Origin of the sequence: Microcystis sp. Msp_OC_L_20101000_S702, from assembly GCF_007095705.1 — a bacterium.
Taxonomy (GTDB): domain Bacteria; phylum Cyanobacteriota; class Cyanobacteriia; order Cyanobacteriales; family Microcystaceae; genus Microcystis; species Microcystis ichthyoblabe_A.
Genome location: NZ_SFBO01000086.1, coordinates 16,111 through 33,023 on the forward strand (window position 1 = coordinate 16,111; position 16,913 = coordinate 33,023).

16 protein-coding genes and 1 pseudogene are annotated in these 16,913 nt (G+C 41.3%); 12 read left to right on the plus strand and 5 right to left on the minus strand.

Annotation, left to right across the window (positions count from 1 at the left end; all coding sequences use genetic code 11):
• Positions 1 to 124 precede the first annotated feature (124 nt).
• Positions 125 to 1,174 (plus strand): DNA-methyltransferase, encoded by a 1,050-nt coding sequence (locus EWV60_RS09130; protein WP_287231973.1) that lies wholly within the window; start codon positions 125 to 127, stop codon positions 1,172 to 1,174.
• Here EWV60_RS09130 and EWV60_RS09135 read toward each other — a convergent pair.
• A complete protein-coding gene (locus EWV60_RS09135) occupies positions 1,171 to 1,761 on the minus strand; it encodes a ScaI family restriction endonuclease (protein WP_002733807.1) in 591 nt (196 codons plus the stop codon). The two genes, EWV60_RS09130 and EWV60_RS09135, sit on opposite strands and share 4 nt — an antisense overlap.
• A gap of 396 nt (positions 1,762 to 2,157) precedes the next feature.
• On the opposite strand from EWV60_RS09135, the gene psb34 reads away from it, so the two are divergent.
• The gene (psb34, locus tag EWV60_RS09140; RefSeq protein ID WP_002732326.1) at positions 2,158 to 2,337 is read left to right on the plus strand and encodes a photosystem II assembly protein Psb34; all 180 of its coding nucleotides are present in this window, start codon (positions 2,158 to 2,160) and stop codon (positions 2,335 to 2,337) included.
• 74 nt (positions 2,338 to 2,411) lie between these two features.
• Here psb34 and EWV60_RS09145 read toward each other — a convergent pair whose 3' ends face one another.
• A complete protein-coding gene (locus tag EWV60_RS09145; RefSeq protein WP_002775527.1) occupies positions 2,412 to 3,194 on the minus strand; it encodes a tetratricopeptide repeat protein in 783 nt (260 codons plus the stop codon).
• 62 nt (positions 3,195 to 3,256) lie between these two features.
• Here EWV60_RS09145 and psbP point away from each other — a divergent pair, with 62 nt between their 5' ends.
• From psbP to ureG, 4 genes are all read left to right on the plus strand, one after another.
• Positions 3,257 to 3,805 carry a photosystem II reaction center PsbP gene (gene psbP, locus EWV60_RS09150; protein WP_002775529.1) on the plus strand — a complete coding sequence of 183 codons (549 nt, stop codon included), beginning with the start codon at positions 3,257 to 3,259 and terminating at the stop codon, positions 3,803 to 3,805.
• A gap of 256 nt (positions 3,806 to 4,061) precedes the next feature.
• Positions 4,062 to 4,454 carry a hypothetical protein gene (locus tag EWV60_RS09155; RefSeq protein ID WP_287231975.1) on the plus strand — a complete coding sequence of 131 codons (393 nt, stop codon included), beginning with the start codon at positions 4,062 to 4,064 and terminating at the stop codon, positions 4,452 to 4,454.
• A gap of 130 nt (positions 4,455 to 4,584) precedes the next feature.
• Positions 4,585 to 5,172, plus strand: coding sequence for a Maf family protein (locus tag EWV60_RS09160; protein WP_002731779.1), 588 nt, complete (start codon positions 4,585 to 4,587; stop codon positions 5,170 to 5,172).
• 175 nt (positions 5,173 to 5,347) lie between these two features.
• On the plus strand, positions 5,348 to 5,944 hold the full coding sequence (gene ureG, locus EWV60_RS09165; RefSeq protein ID WP_004158168.1) for an urease accessory protein UreG: 597 nt from the start codon (positions 5,348 to 5,350) through the stop codon (positions 5,942 to 5,944).
• A gap of 7 nt (positions 5,945 to 5,951) precedes the next feature.
• On the opposite strand, the gene EWV60_RS09170 is transcribed toward ureG, so the two are convergent.
• The 3 genes from EWV60_RS09170 to EWV60_RS09180 form a co-directional block, all read right to left on the minus strand.
• Positions 5,952 to 6,677, minus strand: a complete 726-nt coding sequence (locus tag EWV60_RS09170; RefSeq protein WP_002775551.1) for a WecB/TagA/CpsF family glycosyltransferase — start codon at positions 6,675 to 6,677, stop codon at positions 5,952 to 5,954.
• 121 nt (positions 6,678 to 6,798) lie between these two features.
• Positions 6,799 to 8,214 carry an ABC transporter substrate-binding protein gene (locus tag EWV60_RS09175; protein ID WP_002734956.1) on the minus strand — a complete coding sequence of 472 codons (1,416 nt, stop codon included), beginning with the start codon at positions 8,212 to 8,214 and terminating at the stop codon, positions 6,799 to 6,801.
• Between the two features lie 169 nt (positions 8,215 to 8,383).
• Positions 8,384 to 9,985: a B12-binding domain-containing radical SAM protein gene (locus EWV60_RS09180; protein ID WP_287231978.1), complete on the minus strand. Its 1,602-nt coding sequence runs from the start codon at positions 9,983 to 9,985 to the stop codon at positions 8,384 to 8,386.
• A gap of 348 nt (positions 9,986 to 10,333) precedes the next feature.
• On the opposite strand from EWV60_RS09180, the gene EWV60_RS09185 reads away from it, so the two are divergent.
• The 6 genes and pseudogenes from EWV60_RS09185 (at position 10,334) to rodA (ending at position 16,895) form a co-directional block, all read left to right on the plus strand.
• Entirely contained in the window at positions 10,334 to 10,510 is a 177-nt protein-coding gene (locus EWV60_RS09185) for a DUF4089 domain-containing protein (protein WP_002740449.1), read from the plus strand.
• Positions 10,507 to 11,840, plus strand: a pseudogene (locus EWV60_RS09190) (AtzE family amidohydrolase). The gene EWV60_RS09185 and the pseudogene EWV60_RS09190 overlap by 4 nt, the downstream one beginning before the upstream one ends.
• Before the next feature lie 271 nt (positions 11,841 to 12,111).
• Positions 12,112 to 13,389 carry a glycosyltransferase gene (locus tag EWV60_RS09195; protein WP_287231980.1) on the plus strand — a complete coding sequence of 426 codons (1,278 nt, stop codon included), beginning with the start codon at positions 12,112 to 12,114 and terminating at the stop codon, positions 13,387 to 13,389.
• Entirely contained in the window at positions 13,376 to 14,167 is a 792-nt protein-coding gene (locus tag EWV60_RS09200) for an MOSC domain-containing protein (RefSeq protein WP_004158181.1), read from the plus strand. Before EWV60_RS09195 ends, EWV60_RS09200 begins: the two co-directional genes overlap by 14 nt.
• A gap of 174 nt (positions 14,168 to 14,341) precedes the next feature.
• Positions 14,342 to 15,403 (plus strand): Mrp/NBP35 family ATP-binding protein, encoded by a 1,062-nt coding sequence (locus EWV60_RS09205; RefSeq protein ID WP_002733003.1) that lies wholly within the window; start codon positions 14,342 to 14,344, stop codon positions 15,401 to 15,403.
• A gap of 211 nt (positions 15,404 to 15,614) precedes the next feature.
• On the plus strand, positions 15,615 to 16,895 hold the full coding sequence (gene rodA, locus EWV60_RS09210) for a rod shape-determining protein RodA (RefSeq protein WP_287231983.1): 1,281 nt from the start codon (positions 15,615 to 15,617) through the stop codon (positions 16,893 to 16,895).
• The last annotated feature ends 18 nt before the right edge of the window (positions 16,896 to 16,913 follow it).

A 16,913-nucleotide genomic window follows, 5' to 3' on the forward strand; every position in this document is an offset into this window, starting at 1 on the left:
CCATCCAGGGTAAGGGAAGGAGAATGATTACAAAAGTTATTAAATTAAGCACAACTCCAGTGATATTTTGGTAAAATAAGGGCATAATTAAAACTATCAAAATACTTACCTGTCCTTTGAGATTATGGTTGTAGAGTCCCAGCGGAAACAAAAAAAACTATCGTCTAGGGAAGATGAGTCTCGTCCAATTGCCAGCAAGGAACAAAACTCTTATCTAGCAGAGGGAATTGTTGATCATCAATCAACTCAGATTGCTCCTTCCTCCTTACTACAGCCATTTTCTCCAGAGTTAGAAAAAGATAGAGCCAACAAATTTAATTTTCTTAAAGAAATTCTGGTTAGTCATCTTGGTCAACCTTTTTACTCGGACAACGGCTTTATTCTTTATCAAGGAGATGCCACAAACTTTTTGTCTAAACTATCTCATAGTGACATAAAAATTGACCTCACTGTTACATCACCACCTTATAATATTGGCAAAGAATATGAACGAGTTCTTTCAATCAATGACTATGTTGATTGGTGTGCTAATTGGCTGCGGCAAATTTATCAGATTACTCAAGATAACGGCACTTTGTGGCTAAATGTTGGTTATTTAGAAGTACCAGAAAAGGGATTATGTGTTCCGATTCCCTATCTTCTTTGGGATAAGTCTCCCTTTTATCTTTTACAAGAAATTGTCTGGAAATATGGGGCAGGTGTTTCTACAAAAAATCGTCTTAGTCCTCGCAATGAAAAATGGCTTTTTTATCTCAAAAATTGCCAAGAATATACTTTTAACTTAGACAATATTCGTGACCCTAACGTTAAGTATCCCAATCAAAAGAAAAATGGTAAATATCGTTGTAATCCCCTCGGTAAAAATCCTTCTGATGTGTGGGAAGTTTCTAAAGTCACTACAGGAGAAAAGCGCAGTTCTAAGGAAAGAACCGGACATCCCGCACAATTTCCTTTAGCAATTGTCGAGAGAATTATACAAGCTTCATCTAATCCGGTAGAAATAATTCTTGATCCCTTTGCCGGTTCTTGTTCTACAGGAATAGCGGCCTTGGGATTAGGAAGAATTTTTGTGGGTTTTGAAATTCGACCAGACTATTGCGAGATAGCTGCAGAGAGATTTAAAAGATTTAAAAAAGAAAGAAGCAATACTTATATTCAAGGCTCATTATTCTAGATTTTTCGATACAATTGGAGCAATTTATAGTTTTCTACGTCAGAGGAAAGACGCGATTGTTGACCTGTAGCTGCCTTTTGCCCAATCCAATCCCCAGAATCAATCCAACCGAAACGAATTAGTTTAATCTGAGGATTAGTAGTATTAGAAAACTTCTCAAAGTTAACTGCTAAATAGTATCCAGACTTACCTTTTTTGCTGTTATTAGAATTTTGAGCATAGCTTCTATTGCCATATATATGTCTAGGATCAGAGGAGGTTTTGACTTCAATTGAAAAAAAGTCATCAGGTATATAGACAATATCTTTATCAGATATACTGATATCTCCTCTCCAGAAATCGGGATATTTTGCTTTTAGTTCTAAAGGAATTAATTCATGAAGTAGAAAACCCATAATTTGAGGTTTAGGGAAGATATCCCTACCAATTCTAAAACCTTTTGTACCTAACTGAGAATTAAAAATTGATTGCCAAGATGTTAAAACAACATCAACAATTGCATCGGTAGATAGGGGATGTCTTTCCACAAGTCGTTGGGTGATAGATAACCAATTACTAGGAGAGAAATCTGCATAGGGAGAATTCATCTATAGTTTTTTTCCGGCGTTATTAGATACAGTAACTAATATTAACGCAACCACCTCCCCCTATCCCAACACCTAATACTAAATTCTGTTTAAAAGGTATAGGAGAGTGGGGAACGCTGGATCAGGGAGCAGGGAAAAACAATCCATAACTTGGGAGTTAATCATAGTATTAAAAACGGATTTAGTATGATTAGCCTTTTTAAACTTGTTTTCGCAGTTTCAATCCTTGAAAATGCGATCGCTAATAAAAATAGCAGAGTCCGGCAGTTACCCCAAGACTAAGAATTGTTATCCCCGTGGGAATTTCCAACATACCCGACTCGGTTGCTGATATGTTGTAGGATTGTAATAAGAGGATTTTTTTCCTGAAAAATTGTCATATTTGAGGTTTTGATTATGCCTTATACAAATGAAGAAGGTGGACGCTTAAATAATTTCGCCGCCGAACCGAAAGTTTATCAAGCGGATCCCCCCACTAAATCGCAACAACGTAATTATCTTTTCTGGGGTGTTGCTGCGATCACACTTGTCGGTGGACTGTTAGCCGTCGCTTTTTACGCATCTCAAGCTGGCTAAAATTTAGTCCCTCGTAGTTGCGATTTAGCCCCTTTCACTCCTCTTTACCGCTAATATCACAACTACTCCCTATTTTAAGGCTTTTGACCCTGAATTAATGCCACTGCTGACTGAGACTTAGCCGCAGTCCCCTGTTTACCCTGAGATAACGCTAGACGGGCCGCCTCCTCTAAATCAGCGATCGCTTTTTCCCTGTTTCCCAATTTATAATAGGTCAAACCCCGATTGTGGTACGCTTCGGCAAAATTAGCATTAATTTTCAGACTCTCATTATAGTCCCTTAAAGCCATTTCCTGCTGTCCGGCTCGGTTATAGGACAGGGCGCGATTATAGAAAATGCGATCCTGTCCTCTAGTTCCCTGTAAACTCAAAGCTTTTGTGTAATCTTCGATCGCTTCTAGGTGTCTTCCCAAGTCATCCTTAGCATTACCGCGATAAATAAAGAAATCAGCAAAATTTCCGTTTAAAGCGATCGCTTTTGTGCAATCTTCCACCGCTGCCTCGTATTTTTTCGTCAGATAATGCACATAACAACGATTACCGAGAGCATTAACATAATTGGGGTTGATTGTCAAGGCCTGGGTATAATCTGCGATCGCTCGCTCGTACTGGCCGAGAACTAATTCCGCATAGCCGCGATTATAGTAAGCATCGGCATCCTTCGGTTCTAATTGTAGAGCTTGAGTAAAATCGGCGATCGCCCCTGAGTAATCCCCTGCGGTTAAACGATCCACCCCCCGATTATAAAATTCTACAGCTTTCACGGGGTTAGCGGTAGTTTGAGCGCTTAGGGGAGAGATAGTCAGTAAAAAAGTCGCTATAGCTATAATAATTGTCAATTTTTTCTTAATTTTCATAATCCGTTCACCTAAACAATTCAAGGTAAAATTAAACAGCCCTACTTACAGGTCAAAATATCATGATTAAATCTCTTTTGGCGACTTTCCTCCTAATTACCACCCTCCTCTTCACCGGTTGTGCAACTCCCATCGCTGGACTGCAAGGATACACCAGTGGCAGCCAAGGCTATCAATTTTTATATCCTAAGGGTTGGACGCAGGTGGATGTGAAAAAAGTTGCAGGAGTAGATGTGGTTTTTCATGACCTGATCGAAACGAGCGAAAATTTAAGCGTTATTATCAATCCCGTCCCCGACAATAAAACTTTAACAGATTTAGGGACCCCCTCGGAAGTTGGCTATCGTCTCCTAAAAAATAACAGTCTTAACCCCAATCTCGATAAGGAAGTAGAATTAATTCGCTCAGAATCCCATCAAATTGACGGCCAAGATTATTATATCCTCGAATATCAAGTTAAATTAGTCAACGGCCAAGAACGTCATAATCTGGCCAGCGTCACGGTTAATAATCATAAACTCTATTCTTTTAATCTTTCCACTTCCCAAAAACGTTGGACGCAAATTCAAGAACTCTTTGAAACTATCGTTGATTCTTTCTCGGTTAGTTAAATGTCAGAGGATAGGAAATTTTCAGTAAAATGTAGGGTGCGTTAGACGGCAAAAATTCCTGTTTTGACTTAAAGGTAACAATCCGTCGTAACGCACCACCTATCATCAACTAGGTAGCCGGTTATAATTAAAGATAACATATAAAGAACCAGAAGCCTGTCCCACTATCTAACAATTAATTGAGATTACTTACTGAATCAGTAAATAGTAATCAGTAAGAAAGTGGTAACTGATAACTGATAACTGATAACTGAATATGAGTAACTCGGAAGAAAATAGACTAGATAGACTCGAATCTCTTGCTGAAAATACCCTAACAGAACTACGGGAGATTAAATCAGGACTACAGGAGATTAAATTAGGACTACAGGAAACCAATCAGGGATTAAAAGAAACTAGAGTGATCGCTAATTCTAACGCCAAATCGATCGAAGCGTTAACTAATAGTCTTGCTGAGTCTAAAAAAGAATGGGAAAAAGACAGACGGGGACTTGATCAACTGCTAGGACAATTAACTCGATCGATGTCGGATTTTTATGAGGTTCAGTCAGATTTTTACAATCGATTTGACAAAATTGAAGAAAGAAAATCACGCATGGTTGAGATTTTAGATCGTTATTTACCCCCCGAAAATTCTGCCAATTCCTAGCAGGTTTTGCCATAGCATTGTTAGGTTTTACAGGTTGGGGAGATTTTTCATTTATCAGTTACTCCTGTCTCCTGTCTCCTGTCTCCTGTCTCCTGTCTTCTATCTCCTATCTTGTTTACTGAAAAAACTTATGTCTATTCCCTTGATTCTTGCTTCCGCTTCTCCTGCGCGTAAAAAACTATTACAAATGGTGGGAATCGATCCGATTGTGCGAGTGAGTAACTTTGATGAATCGACAATTAATGCCGATGATACTCTCCATCTTGTCCAAACTTTAGCCCAATGTAAAGCGCAAACGATCGCCCCCCAATTTGATACAGGATTAATTCTTGGTTGTGATTCCGTCTTAGAAGTAGCGGGGGAAGTCTATGGCAAACCCAAGGATAAATTAGAAGCGATCAATCGTTGGCAAAAAATGCGCGGTCTGGTGGGTACACTCTATACAGGTCATGCTTTAATTGATCGAGTTAATAATCAAACCTTGACTCGTTGTGGGATTACTAAAGTTCACTTTGCCAATATCAGCGATGAAACAATTATTGCCTACGTTGACACCGAAGAACCCCTCAAATGTGCCGGCTGTTTTGCCTTAGAAGGAAAGGGGGGTCTATTCGTGGAAAGATTAGAGGGATGTCACAGTAATGTTATCGGTTTAAGCTTGCCCCTGTTTAGGCAGATGTTAACGGATTTTGGCTACCAAATCACTGACTTTTGGTGATCTTTTTGCCGATAATTTCCCCAAATTTATTGGCAAAAGGGCTTGACAAATTCTCAGATTTGTGTTAACTTTTTATTATAGTGGGAATCCGTGTCGCCCTGCGAACCCCTCTTTTTTCTATCCGATAGCCCCAAAATTTTTAACCCTTTCCTTTTCACTTTTTCCCGAAAAAACTATGTCTTGCTTGCGCGTGGGAATTGCCGGTCCGGTGGGTTCAGGAAAAACAGCCCTGCTCGATGCCTTGTGTAAGAATTTGCGGGATCAATATCCGATCGCCGTAGTCACCAATGACATTTATACTCAAGAAGATGCCCAATTTTTAGTGCGATCGCAAGCTTTAGCTCCAGAAAGAATTTTAGGAGTAGAAACGGGAGGATGTCCCCATACAGCTATTCGCGAGGATGCCTCAATTAACTTAGTTGCCATTGAACAGTTAGAGAGAAAATTTGCTAACTTAAAGCTAATTTTTCTGGAAAGTGGTGGTGACAATTTAGCGGCAACCTTTAGCCCGGAATTAGTAGATTTAACCATCTATGTGATTGACGTGGCAGCCGGGGATAAAATCCCTCGCAAAGGAGGACCTGGTATCACCAAATCGGATTTATTGGTAATCAATAAAATAGATTTAGCCCCGATGGTGGGGGCAGATTTAGGGGTGATGGATAGAGATGCCAAAAAGATGCGCGGGGATAAACCCTTTATCTTCACCAACTTAAAAACACGGGAAGGATTAGAGCGAGTGATTGCCTTTATCGAAAAGAATTTATACTAAGCTATTACTAGGAATAAAAAAGAGAGCGCCAGAAAAATTTAGGTAAAGCTAACATTCTTTTCCAGCGCCAAGGTTCCTGATAGAGTCGATACAACCACTCTAAATTATTGTCACAGAAAAAGCGAGGGGCGCGGATTTTTGTCCCGGACCAGATATCAAAACTACCCCCCACACCTACCCAGATAGCTTGGGGACAGAGATGGCGATGTTCCCTAATCCAATATTCTTGTCGGGGTACTCCTAAACCAACTAAAATTAACCGCGGTTGTTGATCTTTTAATACCTCGATCCAATCGGACATTTCCTGGGAGGATAGATAACCGTGGTTAGTCAGAATACGGATATTAGGTATCTTTTTTTGCCAATTACTTGCCGCTTGTTCAGTAATCCCCGGTTTACCACCAAAAAAAGCAATAGGAAAACTTTCTCCCTGCATTCCTAACTCAGTAATTAAGGATTCTGATAATTCAATACCGGGGCAGCGGGTTTGTTTTTTTCCCCTTAATTTTAAGTAAATAACAATCCCGGCGCCGTCGGGAATAACTAAATCTGCTTCTCGAATAACTTGGGCTACTTTAGCATCATTTTCCCCTAACATTGCCATTTCTGCATTAAGAGTGACAACGTGGGAACCAAAACCTTGATAGAGGCGATCAATTAACCAACGACTGTAGTTATCGAGAAGATGAACTGGTAAACCGAGAACAGAATATTTAGGGGGAGTTTCTAACATAAGTAGGTAGGTGCTAATAGTTGTCAGACACCCCCCTTATTAAGGGGGGATCAGAGGCAAAATCTATCTTCAATTTAATTATAAATACTTACTTACAATTCATCTTGATTTAGTTGTTATTTTATCGAGAAATTGGCACAAAATCCATCCCAAAACTAGAACGAGAACCTGGTTCAACTACCACTAATTGCACGGATTGATTGCGATCGCCAGATGGTAAAAATCGCACGGGATTAGTCGCCCCGGGTACAGAAAAATCACTGCTTCTTAACGCCTGTTGAACTCCCTCTCGGCTAGATTCTGCCTTAATTCCGGCGATTAAAGCCTGGGTAGCGTCATAGGCGGTGGCAGTGCGCCAATTTACGTCTCCTTGCCACAATTGGCGGGAATTATTCACAAAAGGACTGTTCGGATTAGCCGCCAAATGCCAAGCGACAGCGACAATCATGCCCAGGGCATTTTTTCCGCCTACATCCAGAGTTTTGGGGCTATAAACGTCATCACCCGCCACAATCGGTAATTTTTGGCCATTGATTTGAACCACCTGTAAAGCCTTATCTAGGGTACCACTATCCCCAAGAAGGGCGATGAGATTTGCTCCCTCCTGTTGAGCTTGTTGGAGGCTTTTAGAAGGGGTAAAAGTGAGGGAAGATAGATCAAATTCACTCACCACTTGACCTCCTCCTAATCCTAAAGCGGTGGTAAATTCAGATTTTAGGGATTGACTATAACCACTTTGGGAGTTAAAAAATACCACTGCCTTGACGTTAGGAATTTTTTGCAAACTAGATTCGGCTAATGCTCGTGCTGCCACAAAATCACTGGGAACAGAACGAAAGATATAGTCACCAAAATTGGAGAGTTTAACTGAGGTACTGATGGGGGAAATCATTACTAATCCTGCTTTTTGATAGATAGCAGCCGCCGCTAAAGAGGTATCACTGCTAGTGTGTCCTACTACTCCTAAAATGCTGTTATCAGCCGCTAATTTTTGGGCAATTTGAGCGGCAATTTCGGGATTATCAGCATCATCAGCAATGAGAACTTTTAAAGGAATGCCATTAATTCCTCCGCTTTGATTGATTTGATTTTGAGATTGGGCAACTCCTCGTAAAACTTCTAGGGCGGTGTTGACATTGCTCCCAATTGGCACGGAAACGGCGATAGTATAGGACTTAGCTTCACCAATACGGGCGTTATTTAAGTAGATGAGAGCTTCGGGATCATTTTGATTAGCTCGCAGGGATTTTTCTAGGAGGTAAACTGCTTGCTGAAAGTCTCCTTTTCCGAGTGCCTGTATAGCAGCTTGTTTGTCAGAAGCAGCCCCTTCAACTATTAATAAGTTTTCACCTTGACTAAATCTTGCCTGTGGCAATACCGATTTTTGCTCTGGTGATATTTTCTCGATTTCAGAAAGATTGGTTGGGTTATTTGATCCTTGAAAACGATTGTATAACCACCAACTACCAGCTCCAAAAAATATTAGGGTAATCAGCAGGGATAAAAGCAGGGTAACTGTATCATTTTTCTGGCTCATGGGCTGATAACTAAGATTAAATTAATGGTTTAATCGAGATTGATAATTAATAAAAGCACCAATTCAATTCTGAATTGCACCAATATCCGATCTACCTTGATAGAATACCTCATTTGGGGTCTGATAGTCAAGACATTGTTTAAATGTGTCTTAGCTTATTAGCAATATTTTACCTTTTTGTTTGGGAATCTTCTAAATGTTTTATTAAAACATTTGAGGATAAAGTACCGTGTAAATGACTCCAGGGTAAAACCTGTTCTAAACGCCATTGTTGATGAACATAATAATCTAGCGGGGGAATTTGTCCTTTTAGTTCCTTAAAAGCGCGTTTATAACTGCCTAAAGAATCACCGTAGCCACGAGTTAATTCTAACAGGGAAGTTAAGCGGCGATCGCCTCTAGATAATAGGGCTTGAATCACTGACCAATTATAACTCTCTGGTCGAAATTCTATGCCCTGTTTACCTAATTGTTTCTCTAGATATTTTAATCTTTTTTCGGCCATTTTATTAACTCCAAACCACTGAAAAGGAGTATGGGATTTAGGCACAAAGGTGCTGCAACCGAAAGAGATTCGCAGTCCAGAGGCGGCTTTTTTTAAGGCTATTAACATTTCCACAGTTGCCGCAATATCTTCGATTTCTTCTCCCGGTATTCCCACCATACCATAGAGTTTTATCCCTTTTAAACCGCCCGCTTTAGCATTAATGGCAGCTTGGATAATTTCATCATTGGCTAACTTTTTGTTGATAATTTCCCGCAAGCGATCGGAACCACTTTCTACGGCAATAGTAATTGATTTGCTGTCTCTTAGGGATAAAATTCTGGCTAATTTTTCCGTGACAGTATTAGTTCTAACTGAAGCGATCGAGAGTCTAACTCCCTCAAATTTTGGTTGAAAAAGATAATCAAGTAAGGTTTCAAATTCAGGATGTTGGCTGACGGAAGCACCTAATAAACCCAAGCGATCGGTCACTTTTAAACCTTTTTCAATGGCGGGAATTAAAGATTCTAAACTAGCGGTACGAAAGGGTAAAGTTAGATAACTAGCTAAACAAAAACGGCACATTTCTGGACAACTTCGCACCACCTCTACCATATAAATATTCTCCCATGCCGCTTGTTTTGTTACCACCGTAGAAGCTGAAAGGGTATTACTGCGATAGGTTTGTTTACTAACAAAGGTAGGAACATTATTATCTATGGGTAGAATTGCCGTAATTTCACCTTCAGAACTATCATAATTAACGGTATATAAACTAGGAACATACACCCCCGGAACCTGGGCTAAATGACGGAGTTTTGTCAGTCGTTCGGCGTTTCTAACCTCTTGATAGGCATTAATAAAATCAGCAATTAAATTTTCACCATCTCCCAATAAAATTACATCAAAATAAGCAGCAAAAGGTTCGGGATTAGCGGTTAAAACTGGCCCACCTCCGAAAATTATCGCCTGCTGATCTTGCCGTTGATGACTGTGACAAGGAATTTCTAAAGATTCTAACAGCGAGAGGATATTAACATAGTCTAATTCCCAGGAAAAGGAAAAGCCGACTAATTCGGGATAACGGGGTAAAGATTCTTGAAAATCCGTAAATAAACGACTAACTTGTATATCCGATCGCAGGGCTAAAGTTGCCCAAACAATTTGATAACCTAAACTGGTTATACCCACAGAATACTGATTAGGAAAGGCAAAAATAGTTCTAAGGGCATCACTGTGGGGTATTGCGGGAGTAAAGAGGAGTTTTTCGTCTTGTAAGATGGTCATTTCAGTTATCAGTTATCAGTTATCAGTTATCAGTGACTACCAGTAGTCTTCAGTAGCTTTTAATTTTCATTCTCTTGAAAGGGGAGACTTGTTACCTCTTGTTTTTGGTCATATATAAGTTTAATTTAATCTGGAGGTGAAGGAGGGGAAAATATCTCAATATACAGTTGTATGATCATATCTCAGGTTATGATGCTGGGGAGTCGGGGGTCAAGAACAAATTTAAGTTATACTTCCTCCCTAGGAATAGCTATTGTATTTACAGGAGATTTTTTCTTATATCCTAGCAATTTTCACAGCTTAACTAGGTGTCGATTGATCTCCTTAACCCCAACCAGAACGAAATCTATGAATAATCCGGAAGAATACGTTATAATCATGGCGAAAATCCTAGATTTAACCATTCCCGATCGCTATTTAAATTCTGTGGTTGAAAACTGGCAACGCTTGCAAGAAATCGCCAGTTTAGTGACAGAATTTCCCTTAGAGGATGACGGGGAAAGCGCCCTCAGCTTTGAACCATGACTATTTCTGTGTGCAATTTAGCTCGATCGATCCAAAATCGTCAAACTAGCGCCTTAGAAGTTATTAGCCAGACTCTGGCGGAGATAGAGGCAAAAAATCCCCATTTAAATTGCTTTACCGACATTTTACAGCCTAGAGCGCTCGCTCAAGCCCAAAAAATCGATCTAGCGATCGCCAATGGGGAACCCGTCGGTGTCTTAGCAGGAGTCCCCTTCGCCGTCAAAAATCTCTTTGATATCAAGGGTATTGTCACCCTTGCCGGTTCCAAAATCAATCGAGATCACCCTGCCGCCAGACAAGATGCGATCGCTATTCAAACCCTAGAAGCAGCCAGGGCAGTTTTGGTGGGGGCGACCAATATGGATGAGTACGCCTACGGTTTTGTCACCGAAAATGCCCATTATCGAGCCACTCCCAACCCCCGCGATCCTAGTCGTATATCGGGGGGATCCTCTGGCGGTTCCGCCGCTGCCGTTGCCGCTAATTTAGTGCCTCTCGCCCTCGGTTCCGACACTAATGGTTCCGTGAGAGGGTTCCCGCCGCTTGCTGTGGCGTGGTGGGGCTAAAACCCACCTTTGGGCGCGTATCCCGTCAGGGCCTATTTTTGTTCGTCAGTAGTTTGGATCATCTGGGATTTTTTAGCGACAATGTGGCGGATATGGCGGCTATTTGGAGTCTTTTTGCCAAAAATAACCTTAAAGCTCCTTTAAGTGGCTTAGAGGGCGTAAAAATAGCCCTTGCCGACGATTATTTTCAGCAGGGAGCCGAACTGGAAGTAATCGAGGCGGTGACAGCGATCGCTGAACGTTTAGGAGTGAGCCAAAAAATCACCATTCCCGAAACCGCCCGCGCCAGGGCAGCCGCCTATATAATTACCGCTTCCGAGGGCGCAAATTGGCATTTACCGCGTTTACAGACCAGATTAGAGGATTTTGACCCCGCAACCCGGGATCGCTTCTTGGCAGGGGCATTAATTCCCTCTAGCTGGTATTTACAGGCTCAACGTTTTCGCCGTTGGTATCGCGATCGTCTGCGAGAGATTTTCGCCGAAGTCGATATTATTCTCACCCCGACGATTCCCTGTATTGCGCCGCCGTTAGGAGTAGAAAAAATGATTATTGACGGGCAAGAGCTATTAATTAGACCCAATTTAGGCAGATTCACCCAACCTTTTTCTTTTATCGGTTTACCTGCCCTTTCTTTGCCGATTAAACGTCCATCCCAGCTACCTTTAGGTTTACAAATCATCGCCGCACCCGATCGCGAAGACTTAATCCTAAGGGTAGCCAGGGTTTTAGAGGAAATGCTCATATATATCCCGCACAAGTGAGATCTTAAGGGCGCACTTAATCCTAAAATCCCTAATTTAAGGACATATAGGCAAAAAGGTCATTTTTCTAGTCTAAGTAAACAATCTATTCGTTTTTTCTTTTCCTGAATGCTGACTACTGGCTCGGAGACTACTTTTCAATGGTTGATAGGGTCTTATTTTTTTGAATTTAACTCGATTTCTCGACTCATTAGAACAATTCGAGCCTATAATATAACAGGTTCAAATCGAGAATCAATCTTTTTATTGCCATCTATCTGCAAGGAAATCTATGAAAATTGTCATCCCGATCCTATTTTATAGCAAAGGAGGAGTAGAAAGAGTCATTATCTCTTTGATACCTAGCTTATTAGAATACGTCGAACAGATTATTATTGTCCTCCCTCGTAAGGAAATTGAATATTTTAGATCTTTAATGCCCGATTCCGATAAACTTATCTACGAAAATTTTGATTTTTATCCCCATAGTTTTGAAACAAAATTAATCTATGTTTATGGTCTTCTAGCGAATTTTTATAAAACCCTAAGACTAACTTCTATTCATCATATTTTCTCTCGTAGAATTGGACTTTTACGCATCGAAGCAAGAATTAATCAGATTATCAAGCGTTACCAAGCTGATCACTGTTTGTATGGAATGACTAATCGGATTTCTCCTCCTAATGTCAAGGTTACTTTAAGTGGCATTATTTATGATGTTTTTTGGCAATTTGCTCCCTTAACTTACTCAGAATCTTATCAAGAACCCTACAATGAAGCGTTAAAAGAATGGTTAGATCGGGCTGATCTACTGTTCACAATTTCTCAAAAAACTAAAGAAGATGTTTTAAAAATTTTTCCTAATGTTACCTATGCTAGTAAATTACAAGCTGTACCTTTAGCAGGATTTATCGAGCAGTCTAATCCCAAGAGCGATTTAGTCAAAAGTGAGCTAGTTACTTTTTATTTTCCCTCCTCTTTTGGTATTTACAAAGATCATACAACTTTGCTTAAAGCATCCATTACACTAGCGAAAAAAGGTTTAAAATTTCAAATAGTTTTTATTGGTAAAGAAACCGATAATCTAGTTAATGGAAATCTGCAATTATCTCAACAGTCCCAAACTCAAGAATACCAAGATTATCTCAAAGAATGTACCCGACTTTATCGGGAAAATCAAGAAATTTTTCAGAGTCATTTCAAGGGATTAGGTTATCAAGACTATGAAACATTGCAGTTTTATTATCAAACCTGTTCCTCTGTGGTATTTCCCTCAAAATACGAAGGTTTTGGATTAGCAATAGCGGAAGCCATTTTACAAGGTATTCCCGTTATTGCTTCCGATTTAGAAGTGTTTCAAGAACAGGTAGAATTATATAATTGTCCCGAAAGAGTGCAATTCTATCCTAGGGGAGATGCGGACAGTTTAGCCAATTGTTTAGAACAATTTATCCTCAATCCAATTCCTCGCTTGTTACCCGAAGATATCCCCAATAAAATTAATTTCTGGACGTGGGAAGATGTGGCTAAAAAATATGTAGAACTACTGAAAGAAAATGCAGGTTACTGATCTCTATATCTACCCGATTAAATCCTGTCGAGGTATTCAATTATCCCAAGCTGAAGTGACTCCTAAAGGGTTACTCTGGGATCGAGAAATGATGTTAGTGGATGGTAAGGGTAAATTTATCACCCAAAGGGAATATCCGCAATTAGCCACCGTTTCTGTCACCATAACAGAGGATAACTTTTCTCTGAAAACATCTCAAGATTCCCTGACTTTTCAGCCTAATTTCACAGGAGAAAAAAGAGCAGTTCAAATCTGGGAATCCCAAACCATAGCCATGGATCAAGGAGATGAAATCGCCGAATGGTTTGAGAAAATTCTCGACATTCCTTGTCGTTTAGTGCGACAATCTCCCGATTATCCACGTCCTGCGAATCCTCGCTATGCAGGGAACGATCATACTCCCGTCAGTTTTGCCGATGGTTATCCAATTTTATTGACTAATACTGCTTCTTTAGAGGACTTAAATCGGCGTTTAGTTGCACCGGTGCCGATGAATCGTTTTCGGCCTAATATTGTTATTAGTAGCGATCGAGCTTTTAGCGAAAGTAGTTGGCAAAAGATCACAATTGGAGAGATAAATTATGCCCTAGTTAAACCCTGTAGTCGCTGTATTATCACCACCACCGATCAAGAAACAGGTAGGAGAAATACCCAACAGGAACCTTTAAAAACCTTAAGCACTTTTCGCAGTTTCCCCGGGGGCATTATGTTCGGAGAAAATGTCATCCCCGAAAAGACAGGTACAATTAAAGTCGGCGATCCTATTACCGTAATCTAGGGAAATGGGGTTATCAGTTATCAGTTATCAGTTATCAGATGTGAGTTTTCAGTTCACTGATTACTGTTCACTGTTCACAGCAAAAAACTCCCCACTCCCCACTGATAACTGTGCCGGCATCAAGGTTAAGATAAATAACCATAAGAACAATACTTGACTAGAGACACTGAAACCATGCCCCTTGATACCGCATCGATTTTAGAAGTATTACGTCCCGTTCAAGATCCAGAACTGCAAAAAAGCCTAGTGGAATTGAACATGATCCGCAATGTGGCGATCGATGGCGGAAAAGTTAGCTTTACCCTAGTTTTGACCACTCCTGCCTGTCCTTTGCGCGAATTTATCGTGGAAGACTGCCAAAAAGCCGTTAAACAGCTGCCCGGGGTGGAAAGTGTCGCCGTGGAGGTAACTGCCGAAACCCCGCAACAAAAAGCTTTACCCGATCGCCAAGGCGTGGAGGGGGTTAAAAATATTATCGCCGTTTCCAGTGGTAAGGGCGGTGTGGGAAAAAGTACCGTGGCTGTCAATATCGCCGTCGCCTTGGCTCATTTAGGGGCAAAAGTGGGGCTATTAGACGCGGACATCTACGGCCCCAACGCCCCGACAATGTTGGGCTTAAATGACGCACAAGTGACCGTACAGGGCGCAAATGGCGAGATATTGGAACCCGCTTTTAACCATGGCATCAAAATGGTTTCCATGGGCTTTTTGATCAACCCCGATCAACCGGTAATCTGGCGCGGTCCGATGTTAAACGGCATTATCCGTCAGTTTCTCTATCAAGTCAACTGGGGCGATTTAGACTATTTAATCGTCGATATGCCTCCCGGTACCGGGGATGCACAATTAACTTTAATTCAATCGGTCCCCCTAGCCGGTGCGGTGATTGTCACCACTCCCCAGACGGTTTCTTTAATTGATGCGCGTCGGGGTTTAAAAATGTTCCAACAGCTAGGGGCGCGGGTTTTGGGTATCGTGGAAAATATGAGTTATTTTATCCCTCCCGATCAGCCCGATCGCTCCTATGATCTATTTGGGTCCGGTGGTGGGGAAAAAACCTCGCAAGAATTGGGCATTCCTTTACTGGGATGTGTGCCTCTGGAGATAGCCCTCCGGGAGGGCGGTGATACTGGTGTACCAGTTGTTTTGGGGCAACCGGAATCGGCCTCAGCTAAAGCCCTGATAGCGATCGCTCGTCAGGTGGCGGCGAAAGTATCCGTGGCAGCCTATAGTTAGGGTTTGCGGCAAAAAGTTTTCCCTAGGGGCAGGGTGTGGGGTGTAGGGTGTAGGGTTTTACCCATTTTCAGGGAAAAAGTCCCGGAATTTTCCCCCCGATCACTCCAATGTCCGGTGCTTTTGGATTTCAAAAAGGTCTAAAAGTATTATCGAACAATGTTTTTAGATTTATTGAGCAAACCCTAGTTAGTTAGTAAATTTGGGGAGAGAAATGGTGAAAAGACAGTCCCTTGTTAGTAGGAAACTACGCGGTTTTAGTGAGCAGTTTAGCTTCATTTTCCGGGATATAGCCCAAATGGATCGGCTTTTGTTCGTTTTGGTGACGGGTTTAACCGTTTTCGGTGGTTTAATGATTCGTAGTGCCGAAAGACATACCACTGCTCTCGATTGGTGGCAACACTGGTTATTCGGATGCGTGGGAGTGGCGATCGCTTTATTTCTGGCCCGTTGTCGTTACGAAAGTCTGCTCAAATGGCACTGGTTAACCTACCTTCTCACCAATCTCTCCCTAATCGCGGTAATTATCCTAGGGGTGACGGCGAATGGGGCGCAAAGTTGGATTAATATCGGCAGTTTTAACGTGCAACCGTCGGAATTTGCCAAGGTAGGTTTAATTATCACCCTAGCAGCCCTCCTACATCATCGTCCCGCCGATAATCTTTTTGCGATCGCTCGTGTCTTTGCCGTCACTGCCATCCCCTGGGTGTTAATTATGGCGCAGCCGGACCTGGGGACAGGATTAGTCTTTGGGGCAATTACCCTAGGCATGATTTACTGGGCTAATGCGAAACTGCCTTGGATGATTATCCTGTTATCTCCCATCGCATCGGTTTTTCTGTTTAATTTACTTTTTCCTGCTTGGATTGTTTTAGCAATTATCATCGCTGTGCTTGCTTGGTTTACCCTTCCCTACCGTTTTTTATCTACTTTCATCGTGGTGGCAACTAATCTGGCAGTGGGTAAATTAGGCGAGGTTTTTTGGGGTTTATTAAAAGAATATCAAAAAGATCGTTTAACCCTATTTCTTCACCCAGAAAAGAATCCTTTGGGGGGAGGTTATCAATTAATTCAATCCCGCATTGCCATCGGATCAGGAGAATTATTGGGACGGGGATTACACCAAGGCACCCAAACCCAATTAAATTTTATTCCCGAACAACACACCGATTTTATCTTCTCCGTAGTCGGGGAAGAATTCGGTTTTGTCGGCAGTATTCTAGTTTTAATAGCTTTCTGGTTAGTTTGTTGGCGTTTGTTAGTTATTGCTAATACTGCCAAAGAAAACTTCGGTTCTTTAATAGCGATCGGTGTTCTCTCGATGATCGCTTTTCAGGCAATTCTTAATATTAGCATGACCGTGGGATTAGCCCCGATTACAGGGATTCCTCTACCTTGGTTAAGTTATGGACGTTCATCTTTATTAACCAATTTTATCGCCTTGGGTTTAGTGGAATCCGTGGCTAATTATCGCCCCCGTAAGCGTTTGTACTAATTAGTCGTGCAGCTATCA

What these genes read in the sequence shown, in the direction of transcription:
- EWV60_RS09130 (WP_287231973.1), top strand. Translation starts at nt 125, where the DNA reads ATGGTTGTAGAGTCCCAGCGGAAACAAAAAAAACTATCGTCTAGGGAA.
- EWV60_RS09135 (WP_002733807.1), bottom strand. Translation starts at nt 1,761, where the DNA reads ATGAATTCTCCCTATGCAGATTTCTCTCCTAGTAATTGGTTATCTATC.
- psb34 (WP_002732326.1), top strand. Translation starts at nt 2,158, where the DNA reads ATGCCTTATACAAATGAAGAAGGTGGACGCTTAAATAATTTCGCCGCC.
- EWV60_RS09145 (WP_002775527.1), bottom strand. Translation starts at nt 3,194, where the DNA reads ATGAAAATTAAGAAAAAATTGACAATTATTATAGCTATAGCGACTTTT.
- psbP (WP_002775529.1), top strand. Translation starts at nt 3,257, where the DNA reads ATGATTAAATCTCTTTTGGCGACTTTCCTCCTAATTACCACCCTCCTC.
- EWV60_RS09155 (WP_287231975.1), top strand. Translation starts at nt 4,062, where the DNA reads ATGAGTAACTCGGAAGAAAATAGACTAGATAGACTCGAATCTCTTGCT.
- EWV60_RS09160 (WP_002731779.1), top strand. Translation starts at nt 4,585, where the DNA reads ATGTCTATTCCCTTGATTCTTGCTTCCGCTTCTCCTGCGCGTAAAAAA.
- ureG (WP_004158168.1), top strand. Translation starts at nt 5,348, where the DNA reads ATGTCTTGCTTGCGCGTGGGAATTGCCGGTCCGGTGGGTTCAGGAAAA.
- EWV60_RS09170 (WP_002775551.1), bottom strand. Translation starts at nt 6,677, where the DNA reads ATGTTAGAAACTCCCCCTAAATATTCTGTTCTCGGTTTACCAGTTCAT.
- EWV60_RS09175 (WP_002734956.1), bottom strand. Translation starts at nt 8,214, where the DNA reads ATGAGCCAGAAAAATGATACAGTTACCCTGCTTTTATCCCTGCTGATT.
- EWV60_RS09180 (WP_287231978.1), bottom strand. Translation starts at nt 9,985, where the DNA reads ATGACCATCTTACAAGACGAAAAACTCCTCTTTACTCCCGCAATACCC.
- EWV60_RS09185 (WP_002740449.1), top strand. Translation starts at nt 10,334, where the DNA reads ATGAATAATCCGGAAGAATACGTTATAATCATGGCGAAAATCCTAGAT.
- EWV60_RS09195 (WP_287231980.1), top strand. Translation starts at nt 12,112, where the DNA reads ATGAAAATTGTCATCCCGATCCTATTTTATAGCAAAGGAGGAGTAGAA.
- EWV60_RS09200 (WP_004158181.1), top strand. Translation starts at nt 13,376, where the DNA reads ATGCAGGTTACTGATCTCTATATCTACCCGATTAAATCCTGTCGAGGT.
- EWV60_RS09205 (WP_002733003.1), top strand. Translation starts at nt 14,342, where the DNA reads ATGCCCCTTGATACCGCATCGATTTTAGAAGTATTACGTCCCGTTCAA.
- rodA (WP_287231983.1), top strand. Translation starts at nt 15,615, where the DNA reads ATGGTGAAAAGACAGTCCCTTGTTAGTAGGAAACTACGCGGTTTTAGT.